The 25,308-nt window shown below is 44.2% G+C and carries 19 protein-coding genes; 9 read left to right on the top strand and 10 right to left on the bottom strand.

Annotation, left to right across the window (positions count from 1 at the left end):
- Positions 1–654: 654 nt before the first annotated feature.
- The 3 genes from GPUN_RS00020 (at position 655) to GPUN_RS00030 (ending at position 2,954) form a co-directional block, all read left to right on the top strand.
- The gene (locus GPUN_RS00020) at positions 655–906 is read left to right on the top strand and encodes a hypothetical protein (protein WP_141567177.1); all 252 of its coding nucleotides are present in this window, start codon (positions 655–657) and stop codon (positions 904–906) included.
- A 487-nt stretch (positions 907–1,393) separates the two neighbouring features.
- Positions 1,394–1,654, top strand: coding sequence for a helix-turn-helix transcriptional regulator (locus GPUN_RS00025; protein WP_006002116.1), 261 nt, complete (start codon positions 1,394–1,396; stop codon positions 1,652–1,654).
- A 1-nt stretch (position 1,655) separates the two neighbouring features.
- Complete coding sequence (locus GPUN_RS00030; RefSeq protein ID WP_006002118.1) at positions 1,656–2,954, top strand: type II toxin-antitoxin system HipA family toxin; 1,299 nt, start codon at positions 1,656–1,658, stop codon at positions 2,952–2,954.
- A 602-nt stretch (positions 2,955–3,556) separates the two neighbouring features.
- Here GPUN_RS00030 and GPUN_RS00035 read toward each other — a convergent pair.
- Complete coding sequence (locus GPUN_RS00035; RefSeq protein ID WP_006002120.1) at positions 3,557–3,829, bottom strand: hypothetical protein; 273 nt, start codon at positions 3,827–3,829, stop codon at positions 3,557–3,559.
- Between the two features lie 406 nt (positions 3,830–4,235).
- Positions 4,236–6,542, bottom strand: a complete 2,307-nt coding sequence (gene parC / locus GPUN_RS00040; protein WP_006002124.1) for a DNA topoisomerase IV subunit A — start codon at positions 6,540–6,542, stop codon at positions 4,236–4,238.
- A 174-nt stretch (positions 6,543–6,716) separates the two neighbouring features.
- On the opposite strand from parC, the gene GPUN_RS00045 reads away from it, so the two are divergent.
- The gene (locus GPUN_RS00045) at positions 6,717–9,887 is read left to right on the top strand and encodes a hybrid sensor histidine kinase/response regulator (RefSeq protein ID WP_158309250.1); all 3,171 of its coding nucleotides are present in this window, start codon (positions 6,717–6,719) and stop codon (positions 9,885–9,887) included.
- Here the strand turns inward: GPUN_RS00045 and GPUN_RS00050 are convergent.
- The 3 genes from GPUN_RS00050 to GPUN_RS00060 form a co-directional block, all read right to left on the bottom strand.
- Positions 9,884–10,585: a DUF2982 domain-containing protein gene (locus GPUN_RS00050; protein ID WP_006002129.1), complete on the bottom strand. Its 702-nt coding sequence runs from the start codon at positions 10,583–10,585 to the stop codon at positions 9,884–9,886. The two genes, GPUN_RS00045 and GPUN_RS00050, sit on opposite strands and share 4 nt — an antisense overlap.
- 94 nt (positions 10,586–10,679) lie before the next feature.
- Positions 10,680–13,844, bottom strand: coding sequence for an efflux RND transporter permease subunit (locus GPUN_RS00055; RefSeq protein WP_006002131.1), 3,165 nt, complete (start codon positions 13,842–13,844; stop codon positions 10,680–10,682).
- A 3-nt stretch (positions 13,845–13,847) separates the two neighbouring features.
- Positions 13,848–15,107 carry an efflux RND transporter periplasmic adaptor subunit gene (locus GPUN_RS00060; RefSeq protein ID WP_006002133.1) on the bottom strand — a complete coding sequence of 420 codons (1,260 nt, stop codon included), beginning with the start codon at positions 15,105–15,107 and terminating at the stop codon, positions 13,848–13,850.
- 174 nt (positions 15,108–15,281) lie between these two features.
- On the opposite strand from GPUN_RS00060, the gene GPUN_RS00065 reads away from it, so the two are divergent.
- A complete protein-coding gene (locus tag GPUN_RS00065) occupies positions 15,282–15,923 on the top strand; it encodes a TetR/AcrR family transcriptional regulator (RefSeq protein WP_006002135.1) in 642 nt (213 codons plus the stop codon).
- A 37-nt stretch (positions 15,924–15,960) separates the two neighbouring features.
- On the opposite strand, the gene GPUN_RS00070 is transcribed toward GPUN_RS00065, so the two are convergent.
- Complete coding sequence (locus GPUN_RS00070) at positions 15,961–16,863, bottom strand: DMT family transporter (RefSeq protein WP_006002137.1); 903 nt, start codon at positions 16,861–16,863, stop codon at positions 15,961–15,963.
- A 222-nt stretch (positions 16,864–17,085) separates the two neighbouring features.
- Here GPUN_RS00070 and GPUN_RS00075 point away from each other — a divergent pair, with 222 nt between their 5' ends.
- A complete protein-coding gene (locus GPUN_RS00075) occupies positions 17,086–18,111 on the top strand; it encodes an aspartate carbamoyltransferase (RefSeq protein ID WP_006002139.1) in 1,026 nt (341 codons plus the stop codon).
- Between the two features lie 74 nt (positions 18,112–18,185).
- The gene (gene hemL, locus GPUN_RS00080) at positions 18,186–19,472 is read left to right on the top strand and encodes a glutamate-1-semialdehyde 2,1-aminomutase (RefSeq protein ID WP_006002140.1); all 1,287 of its coding nucleotides are present in this window, start codon (positions 18,186–18,188) and stop codon (positions 19,470–19,472) included.
- A gap of 311 nt (positions 19,473–19,783) precedes the next feature.
- Here the strand turns inward: hemL and GPUN_RS00085 are convergent, their stop codons facing one another.
- The gene (locus tag GPUN_RS00085) at positions 19,784–20,740 is read right to left on the bottom strand and encodes a Dyp-type peroxidase (protein ID WP_006002142.1); all 957 of its coding nucleotides are present in this window, start codon (positions 20,738–20,740) and stop codon (positions 19,784–19,786) included.
- The gene (gene ggt / locus GPUN_RS00090) at positions 20,740–22,434 is read right to left on the bottom strand and encodes a gamma-glutamyltransferase (RefSeq protein ID WP_006002144.1); all 1,695 of its coding nucleotides are present in this window, start codon (positions 22,432–22,434) and stop codon (positions 20,740–20,742) included. Before ggt ends, GPUN_RS00085 begins: the two co-directional genes overlap by 1 nt.
- Positions 22,435–22,605: 171 nt before the next feature.
- On the opposite strand from ggt, the gene GPUN_RS00095 reads away from it, so the two are divergent.
- Positions 22,606–22,890 (top strand): hypothetical protein, encoded by a 285-nt coding sequence (locus GPUN_RS00095; RefSeq protein ID WP_006002146.1) that lies wholly within the window; start codon positions 22,606–22,608, stop codon positions 22,888–22,890.
- A 94-nt stretch (positions 22,891–22,984) separates the two neighbouring features.
- The gene (locus tag GPUN_RS00100) at positions 22,985–23,428 is read left to right on the top strand and encodes a VOC family protein (protein ID WP_006002148.1); all 444 of its coding nucleotides are present in this window, start codon (positions 22,985–22,987) and stop codon (positions 23,426–23,428) included.
- 149 nt (positions 23,429–23,577) lie between these two features.
- Here the strand turns inward: GPUN_RS00100 and GPUN_RS00105 are convergent, their stop codons facing one another.
- Together GPUN_RS00105 and glnK are read right to left on the bottom strand one after the other, a co-directional pair.
- The gene (locus tag GPUN_RS00105; protein WP_006002150.1) at positions 23,578–24,810 is read right to left on the bottom strand and encodes an ammonium transporter; all 1,233 of its coding nucleotides are present in this window, start codon (positions 24,808–24,810) and stop codon (positions 23,578–23,580) included.
- A gap of 24 nt (positions 24,811–24,834) precedes the next feature.
- The gene (gene glnK, locus GPUN_RS00110; protein ID WP_006002153.1) at positions 24,835–25,173 is read right to left on the bottom strand and encodes a P-II family nitrogen regulator; all 339 of its coding nucleotides are present in this window, start codon (positions 25,171–25,173) and stop codon (positions 24,835–24,837) included.
- Positions 25,174–25,308 lie beyond the last annotated feature (135 nt).

Below are 25,308 nucleotides of genomic sequence, written 5' to 3' on the forward strand. Positions count from 1 at the left end.
AATGTCACTGAAAAGCTAGAATATGTACCGGCGACAATTAAAGTTTAATCAAGTAGAGAATGTAAACGGTGGATTTTATCAATACATTGTAGGCTGGGCCGTTGGGGAGGCAATAAACCATGCGATAAGGGGCTCTGTGAGTCATGCACAGGGGTTTAGCGGGAGAGACCATTCCGAAAGCAACGAGTATTTCAAAAAGAATCAGCATAAATTTAGTGGAATGATCTAATATTAAACGGATGTAAATAGGGCAAGCTTTTGCCCTATCTTTTTACAGGATTTATAAAGGTAAATACCGATGAAAAGTGCACTTTTAGTAGTCAGTGGATTTTTAACATCAATTATACTGAATAGATTTTTTGATTTTTCATTTGTAACTGAAGTCGTCATAGTCTGCGTTGTTGCCGCATCTATATACTTCATCGACAAACGTGTCGTCAAAAAGAAAACATAATGGCGAATAATTTAAAAGTCGAATGTCTGTTTTTTACAAACGCTTTAGTCTCAACTTTGGTTTTTAACGATTATTAAATGTCAATTACCTTGGCCGGTCGCATTGCCTCACAAAATACCACACTACCCATAGGTCGTTGCCTCATCTAAGATGACACTACTTGTACATTGCGATGTAGGGGATATTTGATGATGAGAACAATGAGCTTAACAACAAGGCGCGAGTTGCTAGATAGTGTTAGGCAACGATATGAAAATGCTAATCGGATTGATAAAGGGCGAGTATTGGACGGCTTTGTTGCTGCCACTGGATATGAGCGCAAATACGCAACACGACTTCTCAATAATGATGAAACAACCACAGCGCTCAGAAAACGACACGACTCCCAGAAGTACGACGAGCAAGTTAAGCAAGCGCTGATTTCCCTTTGGTGCGCGGCGGATCAAATTTGACACGGCTTCGGAGACGGAAAATTTCTTGCGCATAAGCATGGTTTTTAAATGGGATTATTTGATATTTTTCGGCCAAATTATTTTAACCAACTGATACCAATGAATATTAATAGAACGTTTTGTACCTATTTAGCCCAAGTAGGCCTTTCACAGTTTTATAATCGACAGATTTCTATCTACAATTTATGTTTGTTATTCGTGATTTTCGTCACAGAAAAATCATATATGCATAATAAATGTAACTACAAGTTAAAAGACGGTTAAAGACTTAGGTTAATTTCTTTTGTCTGAACAATTGCTCAGTATGATTTCTTTGCCCTTTGATGTTGACCTAACTTCGCATTAGTCCAAGTTTGTACAGTACATGGTAATACCTCACAAGGTATAAGTTGACACATATACCGGCTAGGGTATAGTTAAACCTATATACCTCTTGGGGTATAGGCTTTTGCTTATACCTTCAAGGGTTTAATAGTGGAGAGGCTTAATGAAGCTTAACAACTCAAAAGAGCTGGCAGATTATATAAAGCGGCATCGAAAAAAGCTTGCTCGGACGCAAGCCGATGTGGCCGAGCATGTTGGTTTAATGCAAAAAACCATCTCGGCTATTGAAAACTCGGCGGGTAGCTCGCGTATTGATACATTATTTAAAATTGCACATGAATTAGGTCTATCAATTGAGTTGAAGCCGAAACATCCATCACAAAGCGACCACAAGGAAAGCAGTCGCTGGGATAAGGAGTGGTAATATGGAAATGATGGTAAGCCTTAACGGGATCAAAGTAGGTACACTCTCAAAAGATAAGAACGCAGGACTACATTTCTCCTATACCGAACAGTGGATGGAGCGCCCCGGCGCACGTCCCATTTCTTTGTCGTTGCCTATCACGAAACAAAAATATTCTGGCGATGTGGTTTATAATTTCTTTGACAATTTGCTTCCAGATAGTTCTGACATCCGAAATAAAATACAAGCCAGATTCAATGTAGGTTCTGGGCATTCGTTCAATCTTTTGGCGGCAATAGGCAATGACTGTGTGGGTGCTATTCAGTTGTCTTCAAAACAGCCTGCGTCAGTAAACAAAATTTGCTACAACGTATTATCAGCGCAAAAAATTGAAAAATTATTGCAAGGCTACAAACATACGCCTCTTGGCATGGAAATCGACGATGACGATTTTCGGATTTCGATTGCGGGTGCTCAGGAAAAAACCGCTTTACTTAGAATTGGTAAACAATGGACAAAACCAATAGGTGCTACACCAACCAGCCACATATTAAAATTACCAATGGGCGAGTTGCCGCAAGTAGGTATCGATTTAACCGATAGCTGTGAGAACGAATTTATTTGTTTGGAGCTTGCTAGAGCCTTCGGTTTTAGTGTGGCCAATTCAGAGGTGCTATACTTTGGCAAGCAAAAAGTATTAAGCGTTGAGCGCTTTGATCGCAAATATTCATCTGATGGTTCATGGCTTATGCGCCTCCCTCAAGAGGATTTTTGTCAGGCAATGGGCATTTCGTCAGCGCAAAAATATCAATCAGCTGGTGGCCCCAGCATCGCAGACTGCATAAATTTACTCACTGCTTCGTCTAACGCTAAAGATAGAGCAACATTTTTTAAGGCTCAGATCTTCTTTTGGTTAATTGCCGCGATTGACGGCCATGGTAAGAATTTCAGCATATTCTTAGAGCCTGAAAACCGATACCGCATGACCCCATTGTATGACATCTTGTCAGCGTTTCCTGTCATGTCGAAAAAAGCCTTACAGCCGCAAACGATCAAAATGGCAATGTCTTTAAAAGGTAAAAATATCCATTGGAAATGGAACAACATTCAGCCTCGTCATTTTGTATCGACTGCTGAGCACGTAAAGTATCCTGTAGACAAAGTTATATCCCACTATGAATACTTTATTGATAATGTGGAAGATGCCATCACTAAAGTCGAGGGTAAAATTACAAAGAACTTTCCAACCTATGTTACAGAGGCTATATTTAAAGGGCTGAGGAAACAAGCAACCAAAAAGTTGTTGATTGATAAACGCTAAAGGTATTGTCAACTTATGCAACTGAGCCGACTAAATTCGCCGAAATAAACATTAACCTAAGTTTTGGACACAACTCACCCTATCCCATTCTGCGAAGGAGCGTTCACAGAAAGCGCTCCTTGGTTCCTGTTGTCACTTTTGCGGGTACTGTCAAGTTATCGTAGACACCAGAACAATCTAGGGTGTCCGAAAAAGGTTGACCACGTCAAGAGCAACTGGACTCGAAAAGATCATCATATCCTCAGGGTAATAAAATCGATAATAAAACGGGTTGGTTGTTTGCTACAATCGCGCGTCATTTACAAGATAACTATAAACTACAGTATAAAAAGCTGGAAGCAGGTCGTTCTATAAATCAGGTAATTAAATCGATTGTAACTACTGACTAAGAGACTCGTCATTGTTACACCAAGCAATTAAATCGGCTTCGGAGGCAAATACTCTATCCAGCTGAGCTACAGGTGCATAAACAACAAACATCAACAACCTAGCGGCTGCCCGACAAAATATGCAAGGTCAATAAACTAACCCGAAAGTCATCACAAAACATATCGCTGGCCAGTTTAAAGATTTACACTCGTTTTTCCAGTCTTATTTGCGACTTATGGATTTTTCTTATCGTCTTCACCTAGCTCAATCACAATCGGCAGAATTACTTTAGGCTTTGCCTTTTCAGCCTCTATTTCCTTACTTTTTTGATAATCACGAAAATCATCTTTATAATCTTCGATGGTCACCGGTTCACCCCGAAGGCAGCGATCGCGGTCTTGTTCAATGTATTGATCACAGCGCTGCATACGCTGTTGCTGTTCAGTAAAATCGACGTCTTTTGCGATACAGCCCGTTAATAAAATAGCGCTAACTATAATAGCCATACTGTAGTATTTTTTTGTCCATGATGTTTTATTCTTCCTTTCAATATTCTCTTACGTTTAAATACGTGTTCAGCGTAAATAAATATCATAAATGATTGCTTATTAACCACTTACGCCATAGTACGAGAATGAGTTTATCTGACACTGCGACTAAGCGCTTATCTTAATACATAAGCCGATAAATAATTAAGTTGAAGACAATAAAATTATAAAAATAGCCAAGCAAGGCGACATAAAAATCAGTGACAGCATCTAAGTTATTGAGCTGCCTGACCAGGTCTTATTGCCCGGCGTAATGGATATGCACGTCCATTTAAGCTCTGACGCAACCGGCAACTTCCTTGCTTCGCGCAGTAATTCGATACCACGGCAAACCGTAAAGGCGGCTAAAAACGCTGAAATTACATTAATGGCCGGACTCACCTTCCGTTGAATCGCCTTTAACGCCACCTTTAGACACTACCACTTCAATCTCAACACTATCAACGCGCTGCAATCCCCTAGGCAATTTATTCCCACGGCGCCCCCTTTCCCCGTAGTAATGACTCAAGTCAGCAGGCGACAGCAACATGCCGCGCTTACCCGCCACCACTTTTACGCTAGCGCCTTCAGGTACAACCATAAGCTGAGTTAAGTACTCTTCGCGCGTTTTTGCTTTAGCAGAAGGTATATTCATCAGCTTATTGCCTTTGCCCTTGCCTAAAATCGGCAAATCGCGCATTGGAAATAACAGCATACGCCCGTCGTTTGAAATACTTAAGCACCAGTCGGTAGCCACATTGCTTATAGCGATAGGCGCCATTATTTTCGCCGCCGTAGGTAATGACACATAGGCCTTACCCGCTTTGTTCTTGGTCAGCATATCTTCAAAGCTAGACACAAAGCCGTAGCCTGCATCGCTGCCAATTAAAAACTGTTGTTTGTCTTGTGCCATCAGCACAAATACCGCGTTTTCACCCGCAACAATCCCAAACCGCCCGGTCAGCGGCTCGCCTTGGCTGCGCGCAGAAGGTAATGAATGCGCATCACAAGAGAAACTGCGCCCGCCCGAATCGAGGAACACCACGAGTTGATTACTTCTGCCTTTAGCGCTGGCTAAAAAGCCATCGCCCGACTTATAACTAAGCCCTAATACATCAACATCGTGCCCTTTCGCGCAACGCGCCCAGCCTTTGTCAGACAGCACCACGGTAACAGCCTCTGACGGTATTAGCTCTTTTTCAGACAGTGCTTTAGCTTCACCACGATACACAATGGGGCTTCGGCGATCATCCCCGTAAGTGTGCGCGTCGGCCAATAGTTCTTTTTTCATGAGCGTTTTTAAGCGCCTGTCAGATCCTAACAATAGTTGCAGTGCATCGCGCTCTTTGGCGAGTTCGTCTTGCTCGCCGGTAATTTTCATTTCTTCTAGCTTGGCCAAATGACGAAGCTTAAGTTCTAATATCGCTTCGGCCTGCCTGTCAGACAGCTTAAAGCGGCTCATTAGCACTTTTTTAGGCTCGTCTTGAAAGCGAATTATTTCAATGACTTCGTCTATATTTAGAAAGGCAATTAACAAGCCCTCTAATATGTGCAGACGTGCAAGAATTTTATCAAGACGATACTGTAGCCTGCGCGTGACGGTGTTTTTACGAAACACCAGCCATTCGGTTAAAATGGTCACTAGGCCTTTCACTTTAGGACGCCCGTCTAGCCCTATCATATTAATGTTAACGCGGTAGCTTTTTTCTAAGTCGGTGGTAGCAAACAGGTGCTGCATTAGCTGTTCAATATCAACTCGGTTAGAGCGCGGCGTAATCAGCAGGCGTGTTGGGTTTTCGTGATCAGACTCGTCGCGCAGGTCTGACACCATAGGTAGCTTTTTAGCCTGCATTTGCGCCGCAATTTGTTCCATTATTTTACCGCCTGATGCCTGATGCGGAAGAGCGGTAACAATAATATCGCCACTGTCTTGATGATAAACGGCGCGCATTCTAATAGAGCCGCGGCCACTTTCATAAATTTTAGCAATGTCGCTTTTAGGCGTAATTATTTCTGCGTCGGTGGGGTAGTCTGGGCCTTGCACAAACTCAAGCAATTCGCTTAGTTCAGCCTTGCTGTTATCCAGTAAATGCGCGCACGCGTTAGCTACTTCACGCACATTATGCGGGGGTATATCAGTTGCCATGCCTACGGCTATGCCGGTTATACCATTAAGCAGAATATGCGGTAAGCGCGACGGAAGCACTAAAGGTTCGTCTAAGGTGCCGTCAAAATTTGGCTGCCAGTCGGCGGTGCCTTGGCCAAGTTCGCTCAGCAACACTTCACTAAATTTAGACAGCTTGGCTTCGGTATAACGCATGGCCGCAAACGACTTTGGATCATCCGGCGCGCCCCAGTTACCCTGCCCGTCTACCAGCGGATAGCGGTATGAAAACGGCTGTGCCATTAACACCATCGCTTCATAACAGGCGGAATCACCGTGAGGATGAAACTTACCTAATACATCACCCACCGTGCGCGCCGATTTTTTATATTTCGCATTGCTATTTAGGCCCAACTCAGACATCGCATAAATAATGCGCCGCTGCACAGGCTTTAAGCCATCGCCAATGTGCGGAAGAGCCCGGTCCATAATTACATACATTGAATAATTCAGGTAAGCGTCTTCGGTAAAACGCCCCAGCGGCATTTGTTCAATACCATCACTATTAATAGTGGTGTCGTTATTCATATTGCTCGACTCTTTATAGTTCTATTTATTGTAAAAGTGCTTGTAATATAACTAAGGCTTAATCTGTGTTAGCCAGCATGGGCAAAGTATTCTTTTTATTGTCTATACTTATTACAGCGTACATTTTATATTAAACCCATGGTAGCGTATTTTAATCAAAAGCATAATAGACCCTTGCACAAACATAAGCGACTCATTCAGTTTTTTTTGCTCATTTGCTGTGTAAGTGTTCAGTTCGTGGCGATTGCGAGTAAAAAGACCATTATTGTTGACGACAGCTTTACCTCGCGCCTGCTATCGCAAGAGTTTTCAATATACTATCAAGCGTCCAGAGCGCTCAGTTTTGACGAGTTTAAAAAGTCTCGTCATTTACTCCCCTATCGTAGCTTTAACACGCCAAACTACGGCTTCGTTCAAAAAGGTGCATGGCTGTATGCGAAAATTGAAAATCGCAGCGATATCAGCCGATGGATGCTCGAAATTCGGTTTTCCCAAATGCAACACGCACAAGTATTTATCACGTCACAAGGTACGTTAATACAATACCTTAACGACGGTATCCAGAACAAGACAAGCCCCTACCCGCTGCCTTCTTTTGAACTCGACTTACCCAGTAACACACCGCTTGAAATGTATATTTATATTAAGTCGAGCAGCATGGTGCTAGTAGCACCTATATATTTGCACACCGACAAGGCCCAACGTACGCAGTCTATGCTCGACTTCAGTATATGGGGCGTGTTTTACGGCGTCTTATTAGTACTTTTTGTGTATGCGATTACATTTTTTGCGTATAAAAACCGCCTTATCGGCGCAGTGTACATTGTGCACTTGTTCATAATGCTGTTGTTTCAGCTTTTGTGGAGTGGCCACACGGCATTATTGTTTGATTGGATAAACACGCTATTTTTGTATGTGCGGGCCGAATCAATGGTTATTGCAATGTGCATAAGCGCCACCTTGCTAAATTTACTGCTCGTGCCAAGCAACATGCATCGGCCAAAAATCCGCATTATGCTGCGGTATTTACTGTATGTTAATTTACTCTTCTTTTGTGCTTTTTTGGTGCCCGGCTTTTTGCCTCAAATTAAGCTCGGCATTACTTATGCACTATGCTTTGCCACCCTTTCAATTAATTGTGCTATATGTATTAACGCCTTTATCAACGATTATTTTCCCGCACGAGCACTGCTAATAGGCTGGGCGTCTTCAATAATAGGTTCAAGCTTGAGTATTTTGTTTATCTTTGGCATCTTACCCAACAACCCTTTTCATCAGCATATATTTCACTTTACCTTACTTGTGCAAACAGGCATATTTTTACTGGCAATGGTACTGCGCAATCAATACAACTTAGAGCTTGAAGTAAAAGAAGCTGAAAGCGACGCACTAAGTAATTTCGATGTTATTGAAGAACAAAATGTCCGCTTAGATTTAGCGCGCAAAGAAGCGATTAAAGCAAGTGAGATTAAATCGCAGTTTTTAGCCAACATGTCGCATGAAATAAGAACCCCACTTAATGCTATTATGGGCTTTAGTAAAGAGCTTGAAAACAATCAAAACATGCTTGAGCGCGAAGAGCATGTGCGCATTATAAACTCTGCTGCGACCGACCTATTAACGGTGGTTAACGATATTCTTGATCTTTCGAAAATGGAGGCTGGCAAACTAACCTTAAATACACGGCCTTTTTCACCTCGCAACTTGCTTGAAGATGTGGCTGCTTTAATGTCTAAAACGGCACACTTAAAACAGTTAGAGTTTATATTTGAGATCCATGAACTGCCACATTCTTTGCTCGGCGACGCCTTTAAAATAAAACAATTACTGATTAATTTACTGAGCAACGCACTCAAATTTACCAACTATGGTTACATAAAGCTAAGCGCTAGAGTGAGGGAGCAAACACAAAGCCATGCGACCCTAGAGTTTGAGATAAAAGACAGCGGTATAGGTATCAATCAAAGCGATATAAGCAAGATATTTACCGCGTTTCAACAGCTTGATGACGACTTAAACCGCTCATTTCAAGGTACCGGTTTAGGCTTGGTTATTTGTAAAGAACTCGTGAATTTTATGGGCGGTAAAATCACTGTATTAAGCGAACCTGCCCAAGGCAGCACGTTCACCGCTAGCATTGGATTTGGTATAGACTTCAGCACAAAGCGGCTGAATAAAACGCGTAGATTTGAAGATAAAACGGCGTATATTATTGACGACTGGAATGAATCGAGCCGCGCTTCTAAACTACAGCTAGCAGCGCTTGGGTTCTTAACCGTAACATTAAAAGAGGTTTCCCAGTTAAAAAATTACGCCATTGGCAACGCGTATGTGTTTATTTTTTTACCCTTTAGAAATCTGCAAAACCGAAACCACGTTAATAAACAGCGCAACGAAATGCGCATTGTTAATACTGTATTTGTGTATTCGGGCCCTGAGCCAAACCAACTAGAGTTGGATGCCACTTTAGCGCCACCTAAATTTATACGCATGCCATTGACGAGTCGCAAACTCAAAGATTTAGACACTGCTGCGCATAAACCAAATGAAGGGGCTTCACATGAACATGTCAAGAAACTTCCCGCAATTCGAATGCTGGCAGTAGACGATATGGCGCTAAACTTGCGCCTGTTGCAAACGTGGCTTAAGGCATCCCCTGTTATTTTGGATGTGGCCTATGACGGCGAAAGCGCTATTGAACGCTGTACAAATACCGATTACGATTTAATCCTAATGGATATTCAAATGCCCGATATGGACGGTCTAAAAACCACTCGCTTTATTCGTAAAACTGAGCTAAATATAGGTACACCCATTGTTGCAGTAACGGCACATGCAATGGAAACTGAGCAGCAGCACTTTTTAGACTCTGGGATGGATGATTTTTTATCGAAACCAATCAGTATTAATAACGTGGTTGCATTGATTAATACGTGGTGCGAGCAAGTGCCAGATAGTAAACAAAACGCCGTAATTAACAGCGCTGTCACGAATTCAATTGATTGGGAAACTGCGTTAAAGCTTTGCTACCATAATCACGACTCGGCTATTGAGTTCTTAGATGCATTCACGCATCGATTAACAACACATGCCGCACAAATTGAATCAGGATTAAAGCAGCAGCGTAACGATTTAGTATTAGCGAGTATTCATAAACTCCACGGGGCATGCTGCTACACCGGGGTTCCACGTTTACAAGACTTCTGCCAGCAGGCTCAAAACATCTTAAAAACCCATCAGGATGAAATACTTCCTGAAACAATTACCTTCCTACTGCTTGAAATAGACAATATTATTGAAATATGGCCAAAACTCAGAAAGAGCTTGCTTACGTCACCCCACTAGTTAGGTTGAGTTAACTGCAGGCTGTCTTGACACTCGCGCAAGAACTTAACGAAATCTCTACCGTCGCGGTCTAGTTCGTTTACCGACAGGTAAATCTCATACCCTATGCCTTGCTGTAGTCTGCGCATTCTGTTGGCAAACATAGCGCTTACACCAGTGATCATGACGCCGTCTAGGCGCTTGTATTTAACGTCGTTAATAATGTCATCGCCAGGACAGTGGCCAGTGGCGCAGTCACTCATGGCTATTTGCGTCACGAGTGGACGCTGCTCCATTAGCAAATGCGTGATTAAGCGCATCGAAATATTACCCAGAAAACGTTCGGGGTCTTTCAACTTAAAGCCAACCATTTCTAAGTCAATATGCTCTAAGCCTTTGCGCACTCTCGGTACGTCTATTCTTTGAATGTTTTCCCATTCAAGGCGCCATTTGCCTTTACGGTGGTGATACACAATGGCCTCTTTGGTAATTTCAAGGCTGTGTTTAGGCTCGCGCAGCTTGTAAAAGCCAATCACAAAAGCCACTATGCTACCGCTTAAAAACATAATGCCCACTAAAAAAAATAACTGCGGCAGCACCAGAATAATAACGGTGCCAAATAAGGCCACAATACCGCCTACCAGCAGGCTGGTAATGCCATTGCCAGCGGCTGCCCCTTTGATAAAAATTGCTTCAGGCTCTACATTAGTACCAGACATAAAAATATAACAACATTATGATAATTGCGCGTACAACAATATACCGTGATCGCTTGCAAAAAGCACAGTCTGTGTCACCGTTTATGAAATTTATTCACGATGCGTGTAAACCGATTTGTTGTGCATGCGACGACTGGCGTCTAAAGCGAGCCCGACATAGCGTTGCTACTAGCACAGGTGTAAACACAAGTGAGAGTATTACCGAGAAACCCACGCCACCGGCAAGCACCACTGCTAATGGCGGCCAAAATGTCCCTTCACTGAACAAGAGCAAAGGAATTAGTCCGCCCACTGTGGTGAAGGTTGTTGATAAAATATGCCTAGAGCAACTCATGGTTTCGTTTACTATGGCCACCGTATTGCCTTTCATTGCATCAGGGTTTGCTGCTATTGCAGCAATAACCACAATAGATCCGTTAATAGCCACGCCTATTAGGCCGGCGCTGCCTAGCAGTGGGTTAAAACCAATGGGTAAACCCGAAAGCCACAGGCTTAAAAAACCTAAGCCCACAGACAATACCGCCACAACCGCGATAACCGCGGCAAAGCGCACACTGCTAAAGCTCAAAATTAAAGCCGTTATCATGAGTACCAGCAACACCGGTAGGTAGGTGGCCAACTGGCCTAATGCCTGCTGTTGCTCGTCTGCATCACCTGCCATTTTTATGCGATAACCGGGGGGCAAGGTAATGCTACTGTCAATAATACTGCGAAGCTGCTCGCTTACGCTTACCGCAGCGATACTAGGTAATAAATACGCTTGTATTTTATTTACGCGCTCACCGTCTACCCGCGTTATACCGCTAATACTGGGATTTATTGTGAGTATGCCCAGCGCACCTACGCCAATTACTTGCTTGTTTTGACCTTGTCCGCTTATAAGCGGTATGGCGTCTAATTGGGCAAGAGTAGCGCGTTTTTCTTCACTTATACGTACTCGAATATCAAGCTCTTCGGTGCCTTCTAATATTGACCCACCGGTGCGGCCGATAAGAGACGCCTGCAGCTGTTGAGATATTTGCGACAGCGAAAGCTGCGATAAGTAAGACTGATTTTCGCTCACCTCTAGGACTATTTCAGGCTCACCCGACGTAATCGACACCAAGGACTGAGTAATCCCTGGTATTTTGGTCATAGCGACACGCACTTGCTGACCCAGTTCATCTAAGACCGCTAAGTCGGTCCCATATATGTCAACTTCAAGAGGGGCTGCTATGGGCGGACCTTGGCCAAATTTACGCACCACTATTTTAGCATTTGGCAGGCTGTCCTGTAGCTCATATGTTAAGTCGACTATTAGGGTTTCAGCTATCGCAACCGATTCAGTGGTAATAACTGCATTAGCAAAATTTGGGGCATTGTCGCGGCTCATTACTTGGTTGTAATACACCGAAGGAGTAGACGCGCCTATCAGCCATGTAACCTGCCGTATACCTTCTTTTTTGGCGATAAAAGCATCGGCTTCAAGCACAGTTTTATAGGTGTTTTCAATACTACTACCGTCGGGCAATATGACATATATTTCGAACTGGTCCCTATCTGCGCTTGGGAAAAACACATTCGCTAACTGCTGCGATAGCACAAAACCCATCAGGCAAAACCCCACCACAATAGGCAACACCAGTAATGGTCGTTTAATCGCTTTGCCAATTACCTGACGAAAGGCCTGCGACACCTCTGGTAGTTGATATCCTCGCTTATACCACGGTGCACTGGCATCTGCCTCGCGCGGCAAATAACGTGCTGCTAAAGCTGCAATAAGGGTTAATGAAATAGCTAAGGATCCGATAAGTGCCATCACTACACTTATGGCAATAGGCCCTATAAAATCGCCAATATTACCTGCCAGTAAGAAAATGGGCATAAACCCCAAAATAGTGGTTAGGGTTGACGCTAGCAACGGTGAGAATAAGTGACTGACACTTTTTTGCAAAACAGCTAAGCGCGACATGTGTTTGTCAAGCAGATTTAAGCGTATTTCGTCGGTAATAACAATAGCATTGTCTATGAGCAAACCAATGGCGATAATAATCCCAAAAATAGACATTTGGTGTATTTGCTGATTAAAGAAAGTCAAACTAAACACCGCAAAGCTAGCGCATAAAGGCAAGGCTAGGCCTACAATCCAAGACGCTTTGGCCCCCATAAAAAACAGCACCACTAGCATTACCACGAAGCTGCCGAGCAAAAGATTGCCGCTGAGCTCGCCTAAGCGAGCTTCTGTATATTTGTTTTGTTCAAATATTATCTCACTGGAAATTGAATTACCAAATTCTTCATTGAACTGCGCTAGTTTATCCTTTACGCCTTGAGTCCACTGGTCTACTCGCACCGAGGTTTGCATGCGCGCTGCAATCATAATGGTGCGCTGTGAGTTTAATAAGGCTATTTCAGAAAAAGGCAGTGCGGGGCCTTTTTCTATGGTGGCAATGTCTTGCAAACGCAAATAATTACCGTTGACGACCTGCAATGGTATTTGCGCGAGCACTGCGGTGCTTGCTAAAGGCTGTGACACCTGCAGGCGCATTTCTTTATAAGGATTACGAATAATGCCGGCAGGTGACTTAGGATCGGCTTGCTCTATACGCTGGCTGACCTCACTTAACGATAGTCCGCTTAGTGCAAGCTGCTGTGGGTCTATCACCACGGTAATTTCTTCTACCGGCTCGCCGTAAATCAGTACAAGCTCGGTGCCGCTTACATTTCGGATACGATCTGACAGTTCGCTGGCCATGCGCCCTACTTGCGTCAACTGGGTGTTTTCAGGGTATTTCGCAGTGACTGACAACAAGACAGTAAAGGCGGTTGCACCGCGCTTGTCTTCTAGTACCGGGGCGTTTGCGCCTGGGGGAAAGCGTTTTGAGGCGTCGTCTATGGCGTCACGTATTTTAGAAAAAACCTGCTGGTTACTGCTGCTGTCTATTGCGTCTTGTAGTTCTACGAAAACAGAGGAGAAACCTGCTTTGGAGGTCGACTTTATTTCCTTTATTTCAAACAACTGGCGCAGTTCATCTTCTAGTACATCACTGACTAAGGCCTCTACCCGCTGCGCTGAAGCACCCGGGAAACTGGTTAGCACCGCCACGTTGCGTAGGTCTATACGAGGATCCTCAAGGCGCGGCAAAGTATTAATAGCTGACAAACCTGCCACTAAGATGATAATGATACTTAAGGCTAAGAGGTGACCCTTACGAAAAAAAGCGGTGTACCACGGATAACTGGTTGCACTATTTTGTTCCTGCGGTGATGGTGAACTCATCGTTTATAGCCCTTTTACTGCAGTGGCTTTTGAACGAGCAGATGCATGCGTGAACTGGTTTTCTACCTCAACTACATTGCTCACACTTTGCTGAGGCACTAAGCGATGAATACCCGATACCACTACTTTTTCGCCGTCGTTAATAGCGCCGCTAACAAAGGCATTTGTGTTGTCAGCATATTCAATTGACACTAAGCGTGTTTGAATAGTGTTGTTAGCGTCAACCACATACAGCGTCCACAAACCTCGCACACTGCTGGCTAATGCAGAAAGCGGCACCCATGCACCCCGCGTTTGCATCGGTATGTCAACGGTGAGCGACACCAAGTCACCTGAGATTATCAGCGCTTTTTGCTGCGCGCTTAAAAGGTTCTGGTCTATACTAAACACTGCATCGATAGTCCGAGTGGCTTGATTACGCTGTTTAGCAACTGAGGCAACTTGCGCCATAAATATCTGATCATGCATAGCCAACTGCCGGTTTTCGCCAATGCTAAGACCAAAGGCGGTTTGCTCAGGCAAGCCTATGCGTGCTTCTAGCGCATCTTTGGCTAAAATAGAAAATACGGCTTGCCCGGCATTAAGCACGGTGCCGGCGTCTACATACTGGCGCACAACTTGGCCAGCAAATGGGGCCTTAAGAGATGATTTAGCTAATTCTACGCCCAAGCTAGCTAAGCGAGCCTGTGCCTCACTTGCTGCTGCGTTAGCGGCGTCTAACTGCGCCTTAACTTCATCTAAACGTTGCTGCGGCTCTAGACCCTTTTCGACTAGCTGTACAATACGCGCTTCGGAAAGCTTGGCTAAGGTAGCGTCGGCTTTAGCGCTTTGCAGTTCACTGTTAAGTTCGTTTTTGCGCGCTGCTAAGCGAGCAGTATCAAGATTAGCAAGGACTTGACCTTTCACCACCGAAACACCTTCAAGCACCGCTAGCTGACGTAAAGTGCCGTTTAGCTCAAAACCAATATCTGATTGTTGCACCGCGCCAATTTGTCCATATACCACACGCGGCTTAATATAGCTGGCGTGCATCTTAATTATGCTTACTTCCACCTTCGCCTGCTGCATGACCAAGAGCTTGTCTTCATCTAAAGCCAGCACCGATTGATTGCCTGAAAATATCATGAGTATCGCTAGCAGCGCAAAGCTCACCACGGTAATAAGCGCTAATAGCAGTCTATTGGGCTTTACTGGTTCAATACCAGAAGGCGCAAACTGTGGGGGGTTCGATTCTTGGAGGTTATCGCGATAAGACTCTGGCATGTATTATTTTCCGAAAAAAAGCTCAAAGCAAGTTTGCCAATCCTTGTTAAAAATGGACATTGCTTGGGGTAGAATGGCATACTAGAATAAATATACTAGACTGTACAGTCTAGTAATGTTAAATTTTCGCCATCAGAAAAAAAAGCACCAACTTGAGCAGGTAAGTATTTAAAAATGACAACGTCAAACACGCCAAAACAGCCCGTGCTTGGACGGCCTAAAAGCGCGGCTAAACGTCAGCAAATTTTACGTAGCGCTGGTGAACTGCTGTTGTCGCTTGGCTATAACAACACCTCTATGGATGCGCTTGCAAAGCACAGCGGCGTGTCAAAACAAACCGTTTACTCACACTTCAATAATAAAGAAGCGTTATTTAACGCGGTGATAGAAAGCAAATGCAAAATGTACCAGGTAGAAGAGGCAAGTGTGTGTATTGACACCCAGCCTTTACGGGCCATTTTGAGCAGCATAGGCCTTTCTTTAATTAGCTTACTGAAAGACGACAACGTTATTGCGATGTATAAAGTGGTGATTGGTGAGTCCAAGCAAGACTCATCCGTTGGGCAATTATTTTACGAAGCTGGGCCGCTGCATAGTATAAATATGGTGTCTGAACTGCTGCAAAAACATCCGCAAAGTCAGCTTAGCGAGGCACAGGCTTATGAAGCGTCAATCGATTTTTTTAATTTACTGAAAAGTGATTATCATATGCGCGGCATTTTACACTTGCCATATGAACTAACTCAGACGCAGCAACAAGGTTTAGCCAATACGGTTGCTCGCAAGACCATTGCTTTATTGGCTGTAATAACATGAAAAAGGCAACTATGTTGGCACCGTAGTCCTAGTTTGGTCAATTTTTCTGAGGCACGACCTTCACTTTTATCATTACCATAGCAATACCGCCCAGCACCATAGCCTGCGCAATTAACAGTGGTAGCGTTATCGCTTCACTTACCCATATAAGACCACCAAAGGCAGCAATTACCGGCACCATTAACTGCACGGCGCCCGCCTGTACGCGGCTAAGGTTGGGCAACGCAACATACCAAATCGCATACCCCAACATAGATGTGACTACGCCCGATACCACCGCCAACCCCACACCTTGCGCCGACAGCACCGCAGGCATTAACAAATAAATCAATAGCAATGGTATGCAAAAAACAGCACTAAGGATAAAATTACTACCTGTATCGAGAAAAGGAGCCGAAGATCCTCTGCCTAGCAAGGTATATACGCCCCAAGCAATACCCGCAATCAACATGCATATTAAGCCAAATATCGACAGGATGACATCCTCCCCTACAAGCTGGGAATACACGAGTAAAAACAGGCCGCAAAAAGCAATAAACACACCCACAATATGCAGCCAAGGCAAGTATTCTTGTTTATAAATGCTTACCCCAATCATGGTTAATTGCACCATGCCAAACAGCACCAAAGCGCCCACTCCCGTGCTTAGCTGCACATAGGCAAACGAAAACCCCGTAGCATATAGCAACAGCATCATCGCACCCAGCCATCTTTGGCTTATAGCCTTAAACGCTTGTTTTAACGTACATATTGCATTAATGTCATCGCGTCCACTTAGCGCTAAAATAATAACAAAGACTACGGCGCCTGACATTAAACGAATAATAGTAAAGCTAGTCGCATCTATTTGGCCCTCGCCTAGGGCTAGCCGGCACAGCACTGAGTTACCCGCAAAGGCCAAAAGCGCAAAAACGGTCGTAATTAAAGTTTTGATGGTCATTCTTGTCATGTCAATAGTTTACTACACAAAGGTGGGTGGCTGCCTTGGGCTTTTTGGATTAAAAATAAGCTTGAATAGCGAAAATTTGATATAATGCGGCGCGCCTTATTGGTCATATTTATTATATTTTGAATATCGCACTAGTAAAGTGTCAGTTTATGACCACCCTATTGACACGCGGTATTTCTAAGTACCACTATTAAGCACTATGGATAAACTAACATGAAGTCTTTTATTGGGGAACATATACTCAGCGTTGATCAGTTTGATCGCAGCGCGGTAGAACATGTTTTTGCCGTTGCCGACAACATGCAGCCATATGCATTGCGTAAAAAACGCACCACCGTGTTAGACGGCGCTATTTTAGGCAACTTATTTTTTGAACCAAGCACTCGCACCCGTGTAAGCTTTGGCACCGCCTTTAATTTATTAGGCGGTGAAGTACGCGAAACCACCGGCATGAGTAATTCAGCGTTGGCAAAGGGTGAATCACTATACGACACTGCGCGTGTATTAAGTGGATACAGCGACATTATTGCAATGCGCCATCCAGTGTCAGGCTCGGTGGCTGAATTTGCAAAAGGCAGTCGAGTACCGGTTATTAACGGCGGCGACGGTGCAAACGAGCACCCCACCCAAGCGCTGCTAGATTTGTACACCATCGCTAAAGAGCGTGCCTCCTTTGGACACGGCATAGACGGTTTACACATTGCCATGATTGGCGACTTGAAATTTGGCAGAACCGTGCATTCACTTGCCACCATGTTAAGCTTGTTCAAGAATATAAAGTTTACGCTCATCTCACCAAAAGATTTAAGCATGCCCAGCAAGGTATGCGACGTAATAAGCTCTGCGGGGCATTCACTCACCATTACGCAAAAACTCGAAGGACTGGTTGAAGCTGACATTTGTTACCAAACGCGTATACAAGAAGAACGCTTTGCCACGCAAGAACAAGCCAATCAGTTCAGGGGGAAGTTTAGACTGAACCAGCAAATTTATACGCAGCACTTTAAATCGCAAACGGTCATTATGCATCCGCTACCACGAGACTCTAGAGCTGAAGCGAATGAGCTCGACAACGATTTAAACGTTCACCCTAATCTAGCCATATTTAGGCAAACCGACAACGGCGTATTGGTAAGAATGGCCTTATTTGCACTTACATTAGGGGTACACAACATTGTCAAGGATTATGACCGCAGCGTGCACTGGTTTAGCAACAAAGGGGCACCTGCCAAGACGTGACAGCCAAATTGTAGCAGCCCTTATACTGCTACAAACATCTTCAACCTTATTAAACAAAAGAGAGCCAAAGATACATGACTAATTCTGAAACTTTATTTGCTAGAGCACAGCTTACTATTCCAGGCGGCGTTAACTCTCCGGTGCGCGCGTTTAAAGCGGTAGGCGGTACACCGCGTTTTATCGCCCGTGCTGACGGCCCTTACATGTTTGATGTAGATAACAACCGCTATATCGATTACATAAACTCATGGGGCCCTATGGTACTAGGCCATAATAATCAGGCTATTCGTGAAGCGGTAATAAAAGCGTCTGAAAACGGCTTGAGCTATGGTGCGCCTACCGAGGCAGAAATACAAATGGCCGAATTAGTGTCATCTATTGTGCCGTCTATGGAAATGGTCAGAATGGTAAATTCAGGCACCGAAGCCACCATGAGCGCAATACGTTTAGCACGCGGATACACCGGCAGAGACAAACTGCTTAAATTTGAAGGTTGCTACCACGGCCACGCCGACTCGCTGTTAGTAAAAGCCGGTTCTGGCGCGCTCACGCTTGGGGTGCCAAGCTCACCAGGCGTGCCTGACGATGTTGCCAAGCATACGCTCACCGTCGACTTTAATAATATAGATTCGGTTAAGCAAGCCTTTGTTGAACACGGCCATGACATTGCCTGCATTATTGTAGAGCCGGTTGCTGGGAACATGAACTGCATTTTGCCTGTGCCCGGATTTTTAGAAGGCCTACGCACTATCTGCGATGAATATGGCGCGGTGTTAATTTTTGATGAAGTGATGACGGGGTTTCGCGTTTCCTTGGGCGGCGCGCAAGAACGTTTTAATGTGATGCCCGACTTAACCTGCTTAGGCAAAGTGATTGGCGGCGGCATGCCCGTAGGCGCCTTTGGTGGCAAACGTGAAATTCTCACGCATATTGCCCCCACGGGACCTGTGTATCAAGCGGGAACGCTGTCAGGTAATCCTATTGCTATGGCCGCTGGTCTGTGTGCACTAACGCAGCTAAAAGCAGAGGGCTTTTACGACAGTATTTTCAAGAATACCCAAGCCATCGCTGATGGTTTTCAGCAAATGGCCGATAAAAATGGTATTGCACTTTCAACCAATGTAGCAGGCAGTATGTTTGGTATCTTTTTTACGGATGAAAAAGTAACGAGTTATAAGCAAGCGACAAGCGTTAACCAAGCTCAGTTTAATCAGTTTTACCACAGCATGCTAAGTGAAGGCGTTTATATGGCGCCGGCCTCATATGAAGCAGGTTTCGTCTCAAAGATGCACACCAGTGACGTTGTCGACGCTACCATAACTGCCGCAGACAAGTCGTTTGCTAGGATTACTGCTAAATAAATGACATCCTTTGCTGTTATCTCTGTCATTTTGGCGCTTTATGCGGTATCCACTGCCGCGCTTTGGTACATGCAAAAACGCAATAATAAAGTGCACATTTAGAAAGTGCACATTTAGCAAAACGATGCGGATAAGGCTGAAGATATCGTACTTATCCATCATATTACTACCTGCAAAAAAATCGCGAATGAAACAGACTGAGATGGAAAAGTACGCGTTTAGAAAAATTAGCACTTGCACAGATACATTGCATTCTTGCCAGCGCTGATTACGCTCACAACAGCGACAGACATTACGACCTCAAATAGCCGCTAACCTTTTTCAGGCTCGTTGCTTTGGGTTTCACTTGCAGCAAGAGTACTTTGACTTCGGATAAAGCCAATAGAGGGCGCAAAAAAAGCAGCGCCCGTTTCCGCGCTTGAATAATCAAGCAGTTTGTCGTAATGACCATTGTCATCACCATAAATCCGGCTATGAAGTAAATTTTTGAAAGCCTGGGGGTGATTGCTACAGGCGATAAAATAGAGGCCTTGAGTGGTCATATCGCCATACGGCATACTCTGATTCAAAAATATAGGATACTCACCGCCTGGGCCCACAATTTTAGTTCTAAAAGCGTGTGAGTCTAAGCCAGATCCCATCACATCCATATTATGCTGTTTGGTTTTACCCATTACTTGCTGCTGATGCTTGTCTGACAGCTTACTCCATTTTGACATATCATGCCGATAGCGTTGAATATGAATGTAGGAGCCATCGGCAAAGGCCTCATCGTCATTGCCCACTAAGCTAATAGCAAATTTTTTGCGTCCGCGGGGATTTTCATCAGCAATTAAGAAACCCGTCCAGTTGCGTCCATCTAAATATCTAAAGGCTTGTACTTGTTCAACTAGCTCAGTATGTAGTTTCAAAGACTGCATAACTTCCATGCCCAATGCTTGACAAATGTCTAAGCGATCGGCGCGTATTTGCACAAACAAATCACACGGCAATACTGGTGCACAACGATCTTCGCACTGCATATCAGGGAAGGGTCCAAGCTGCGCTGGTCGATTACTAGGATATAGATCATCCCAAAACGCGCTGCCTACCCCAATTACGCCCGACACCATCGCCTCGTAGTGCTCCTCGTTAAAGTGTTCAAACAAATCTAGCAGCGCTGCCAGCTTTAGGCGCACGCTTGATACGTCATCGTCTACCACATTGAAGAGTAGATACAGTGCGTGCAAATTAGGTTCCGCGCAAACACCTTTTTGAGCTTGAGTCATTAATAACCAGCCGCTTGACCATCTTTTCGAGATTCAGATGCGCCATAGTAAACTTTATTTTTACTATCGAACATGATTGCCTGATAGCCGCCAAACGAGCCTAAACTGTCCCGCATTGTGTGGCCTTTTTTTATCAACTGCCGGCGCGTTTGTTGGCTAAAACCGCTTTCTAAACTAACATAGCCGCCGTCTGTCATAAGCTTGCCCATTGGTGTGCTAGACCCGGTGTGCAGTATTCGCGGCGCGTCGCCTGCCTCTTGTATATTCATACCAAAATCTACCATGTTAATAACAATTTGCGCATGCATTTGCGGCTGAGTACCGCCGCCCATAACACCAAAACTCATTAGTGGTTCGCCGTTTTGGGTAATAAACGCCGGAATTATAGTATGAAAAGGCCTTTTGCCCGGTGCGTATTGATTAAAATGCCCTTCCTCCAAGGCAAACATTTCACCCCGATTCTGTAACACAAAGCCCAAGTCTGTTGGGATCATGCCCGAGCCCATGCCGCGGTAGTTACTTTGAATTAACGACACCATGTTGCCTTCTTTATCTGCCACAGTTAAATAGATGGTGTCACCTTCATTTATGCCGGCATCCACGCGCTTGGTCGCTGTTGTAGGCGAAATAAGCGCTTGGCGGGTTTTGGCGTATTCTTTGGAAATTAACCAATCCACGGGGATTTGATTAAACAAAGGGTCGGCATAAAATTTAGCACGATCGGCAAAGGCTAACTTTTTCGCTTCAACAAAGGTATGCACGTACTCAGGCGAGTCGTGCCCCATGCTTTGGATGTCGTATAACTCAAGAATATTTAAAATTTGCAGGGCCGCTATGCCTTGGCCGTTTGGCGGTAGTTCCCACACGTCATAGCCTCGGTAGTTGCTAGACACCGGTTCAACCCAGTCAGAATAGTGGGCAGCCATGTCTTGATAGCTTAAAAACCCGCCTTGGTCTTGCATAAAGGCACCAATGGTGCGAGCAATATCGCCTTTATAAAACACATCACGGCCACCGGTGGCTATTTTTTCATAGGTGTTCGCCAGCGCTGGGTTTTTAAACACTTGGCCTTTTACGGGTGTTGTACCATCAATGGTGAACGTGTCAGTAAAGCCTGGATATTGACCAATGCGCTTTTGGTTACTTTCAAAGTAATAAGCGATAAGTTCAGAAACAGGAAAACCGTTGCGAGCATAGTTTATAGAAGGCGCAAGCAACGTTTTCATGGGTAAAGTGCCAAAGCGTTCACTTAGCATAAACCAGCCGTCTACCGCGCCGGGCACTGATACCGGCAGTGGACCAAATTTTGGAATTTCAGTGATGTTGTTTTGCGTGAAGTACTCTAAGGTTAAAGACTGCGGAGAACGACCTGATGCATTCAAGCCATAAAGTTTTTTAGTTTTAGCGTCCCATATAATAGCAAATAAGTCTCCGCCAATACCACTGCCCGTTGGCTCCACTAAGCCTAACATAGCATTTGCTGCAATAGCTGCATCTATAGCATTGCCACCGCTTTTTAAAATATCAAGCGCAACTTGAGTGGCTAAGGGTTGGCTGGTCGCTGCCATGCCGTTTTGCGCAATAATCTCTGAGCGACTCGCAAAAGGAGCACCAGTTATGCGATCATAAGAAAAGGCGGTGCCGGCAAGGCCAATACTCAGTACCGTAAGGATAGAAAAAATACGTAATGTCATAGCAAACTTACCTCTAATTTTTGAGTTATACTTATAATAGAGAAGAACATAGAAGAATATACAAAAATACCGTTTTATTGCCTATTTGGCTATGTTTGTTTGAAATTTAAAGGCGTCAACAAAATATACGCATATGCTATGGTAAACTATCACTATAAACAAGGAGGCTCTATGCACATAGACAAAGCAAAAAAGAGAATAGCCAAGCAAGTTAATAAAGGCTTTAGAGGCTTCCCGCTCATTGCCATTGAGTATTTTGGCAACACCGCTAACGTTGCTACTGAAGTTGTTGTCCAATTTACTTTAGAAGAAGAAAGCCAGGCGCAAGAGGAGCGATTTGCCAGCCAAGGTGACGCCAGAGAAAATGAAACTATTCAAACATCCTTAGTCAAAATAATTGAACGCGCAGGTGCTAATTCAGTTACGCAAGTAAGCGGCGTTACGCTTATAAAATGAAAGGTTAGTCAATTACAGTAGCGAGCAGCAGCACTATTTTTCACAATTCATATATGTCTTTACACAGTTTAAAAATAGGAAAAAGGTTTACGTTATGCAATATTTGCACACCATGATAAGAGTGACCAATTTAGAAGATTCACTGCATTTTTACTGCGATTTACTGGGTTTAGTAAAAACAAGTCAGTATGACAGCGAAAAAGGTCGGTTTTCCTTAGTATTTTTAGCCGCGCCCGAAGATGAAGCGCTCGCCAAAAAACGCAGCGCACCTTTGCTAGAACTTACTTATAACTGGGATCCGCAAGAAGATTACACAACGGGACGTGCATTTGGTCATTTAGCCTTTAGGGTAGATGATCTTTACGGCTTATGTGACAAACTACAAAGCAGCGGCGTGACCATTAACCGACCGCCTCGCGATGGCCACATGGCCTTTGTAAAATCACCTGACAACATTTCAATTGAGCTGCTGCAAAAAGGTGACTCCCTAGATCCAGCTGAGCCTTGGGCGTCAATGCAAAACACAGGAACGTGGTAGCTACACATATTTATGAAGAAAAAAAAGCCAGCTAATGCTGGCTTTTCAATAACATACGGCAGTTTATTCTATATTATTATCATTATTGATTGTTGTATTACCGCACCTTTCTTCAAACTCACTTCTTTTCAAGCGCTTTATATAAAGGCTTATTTAAACTCAGGGTATGCCTCTAAGCCACATTCACTTATATCCACGCCTTCGTATTCTTCTTCTTCAGATACTCTTATGCCCATAATCGCTTTGAGTGCTAACCACACTAAGAGACTGGTCACGAATACCCAAATAAAGATAGTAAAGGCCCCTGCAAGCTGACCCGTAAATTTAGCGCCTTCATTGGTGATAGGCACCAGCATTAGTCCTAAGAAGCCTACTGTGCCATGAACAGAAATTGCGCCCACCGGGTCATCTATTTTTACTTTGTCTAACGCAAGAATGCTTAACACCACTAATATTCCGCCCAGTGCCCCAAACAATGTGGCCTGTAAAGGAGTGGGTGTAGATGGTTCTGCAGTTATGGCAACTAGTCCGGCTAATGCACCGTTTAAGGCCATGGTTAAATCTGCTTTACCAAACATGAGGCGAGCTAATAATAGGGCAGACACCAAACCACCGGCTGCGGCCATATTAGTATTCATAAATACTACAGCGACTGAATTAGCATTTTCAACCGAAGAGGTCGCCAGGACCGAGCCGCCGTTAAAGCCAAACCAACCTACCCATAGTATGAATGTGCCTAAGGTTGCAAGCGGCAAATTTGCCCCGGGAATTGCATTTGCTTTGCCGTCTTTTGAGTACTTACCCGCTCGTGCGCCTAACACTAATACCCCAGCAAGTGCTGCTGATGCGCCTGCCATATGCACAATCCCTGAGCCAGCAAAATCGCTAAAACCCAATTCTGCTAAGGAGAACAAACCAAGTACCTTCTCACCGCCCCACGTCCAACTGCCTTCCATTGGATAAATGAAGCCTGTTAGCACCACCGTAAACGCTAAAAATGCCCATAGTTTCATGCGTTCAGCCACCGCACCTGACACTATCGACATGGCGGTGGCAACAAACACAACTTGAAAGAAGAAATCGGCCGAAGGTGCATAGCCTGCTGGTTCCTCAACACCGGTTGCTCCGTCTGCCGTAATGCCGCTTAAAAAGAGGCTAAAATCATCGCCGCCATACATTATGCTGTAGCCACAAATCATATACATGATAGAAGCGACTGCATACAAAGCCACGTTTTTAGTTAAAATTTCGGTGGTGTTTTTTGCACGCACTAGGCCCGCTTCTAACATCGTAAACCCTGCGGCCATCCACATGACTAATGCGCCGCATATTAAAAAGTAAAAGGTATCTAGCGCATACCCTAATTCAAATGTAATTTCCATTGTGGTGTTCCCCAAAAAATTTACTTATAAGGCTTCGTCGTCAACTTCGCCGGTTCGAATACGCACGGCTTGTAACAAGTCGTACACGAATACTTTGCCGTCACCGATTTTGCCGGTTTTTGCTGCGCCAACAATAGCTTCTATTAAGCGCTCTACCTGATCGTCTTGCACCGCTATTTCAAGTTTTACTTTGGGTAAGAAATCGACTTGATATTCAGCGCCTCGATAAAGCTCGGTGTGGCCTTTTTGGCGGCCAAAACCTTTTACCTCAGTAACCGTTAAGCCATCTATACCGATGTCAGAGATGACTTCTCGAACATCGTCTAGCTTGAAGGGTTTTATGATGGCAGTGACTAATTTCATGTGTTGCTCCTGCGTGATTACACGTTAATGTGATGTGTTAACACAAAACAATACAAAAGGAATGCCAGAAATTAATAATCTTATTTTTCATAAGCTTACATTGAGAAAGGGATGGTTATAAATAAATAAGAGCAC

Source organism: Glaciecola punicea ACAM 611, from assembly GCF_000252165.1.
GTDB classification, from domain to species: Bacteria; Pseudomonadota; Gammaproteobacteria; order Enterobacterales; family Alteromonadaceae; genus Glaciecola; species Glaciecola punicea.

Coding starts and splice junctions, on each gene's coding strand:
- GPUN_RS00075 (WP_006002139.1), top strand. CDS start 17,086: ATGAAGTCTTTTATTGGGGAACATATACTCAGCGTTGATCAGTTTGAT.
- GPUN_RS00070 (WP_006002137.1), bottom strand. CDS start 16,863: ATGACCATCAAAACTTTAATTACGACCGTTTTTGCGCTTTTGGCCTTT.
- GPUN_RS00035 (WP_006002120.1), bottom strand. CDS start 3,829: ATGGCTATTATAGTTAGCGCTATTTTATTAACGGGCTGTATCGCAAAA.
- GPUN_RS00030 (WP_006002118.1), top strand. CDS start 1,656: ATGGAAATGATGGTAAGCCTTAACGGGATCAAAGTAGGTACACTCTCA.
- GPUN_RS00085 (WP_006002142.1), bottom strand. CDS start 20,740: ATGACTCAAGCTCAAAAAGGTGTTTGCGCGGAACCTAATTTGCACGCA.
- GPUN_RS00025 (WP_006002116.1), top strand. CDS start 1,394: ATGAAGCTTAACAACTCAAAAGAGCTGGCAGATTATATAAAGCGGCAT.
- GPUN_RS00065 (WP_006002135.1), top strand. CDS start 15,282: ATGACAACGTCAAACACGCCAAAACAGCCCGTGCTTGGACGGCCTAAA.
- GPUN_RS00020 (WP_141567177.1), top strand. CDS start 655: ATGAGCTTAACAACAAGGCGCGAGTTGCTAGATAGTGTTAGGCAACGA.
- GPUN_RS00100 (WP_006002148.1), top strand. CDS start 22,985: ATGCAATATTTGCACACCATGATAAGAGTGACCAATTTAGAAGATTCA.
- GPUN_RS00060 (WP_006002133.1), bottom strand. CDS start 15,107: ATGCCAGAGTCTTATCGCGATAACCTCCAAGAATCGAACCCCCCACAG.
- GPUN_RS00050 (WP_006002129.1), bottom strand. CDS start 10,585: ATGTCTGGTACTAATGTAGAGCCTGAAGCAATTTTTATCAAAGGGGCA.
- glnK (WP_006002153.1), bottom strand. CDS start 25,173: ATGAAATTAGTCACTGCCATCATAAAACCCTTCAAGCTAGACGATGTT.
- GPUN_RS00095 (WP_006002146.1), top strand. CDS start 22,606: ATGCACATAGACAAAGCAAAAAAGAGAATAGCCAAGCAAGTTAATAAA.
- parC (WP_006002124.1), bottom strand. CDS start 6,542: ATGAATAACGACACCACTATTAATAGTGATGGTATTGAACAAATGCCG.
- GPUN_RS00055 (WP_006002131.1), bottom strand. CDS start 13,844: ATGAGTTCACCATCACCGCAGGAACAAAATAGTGCAACCAGTTATCCG.
- hemL (WP_006002140.1), top strand. CDS start 18,186: ATGACTAATTCTGAAACTTTATTTGCTAGAGCACAGCTTACTATTCCA.
- GPUN_RS00105 (WP_006002150.1), bottom strand. CDS start 24,810: ATGGAAATTACATTTGAATTAGGGTATGCGCTAGATACCTTTTACTTT.
- ggt (WP_006002144.1), bottom strand. CDS start 22,434: ATGACATTACGTATTTTTTCTATCCTTACGGTACTGAGTATTGGCCTT.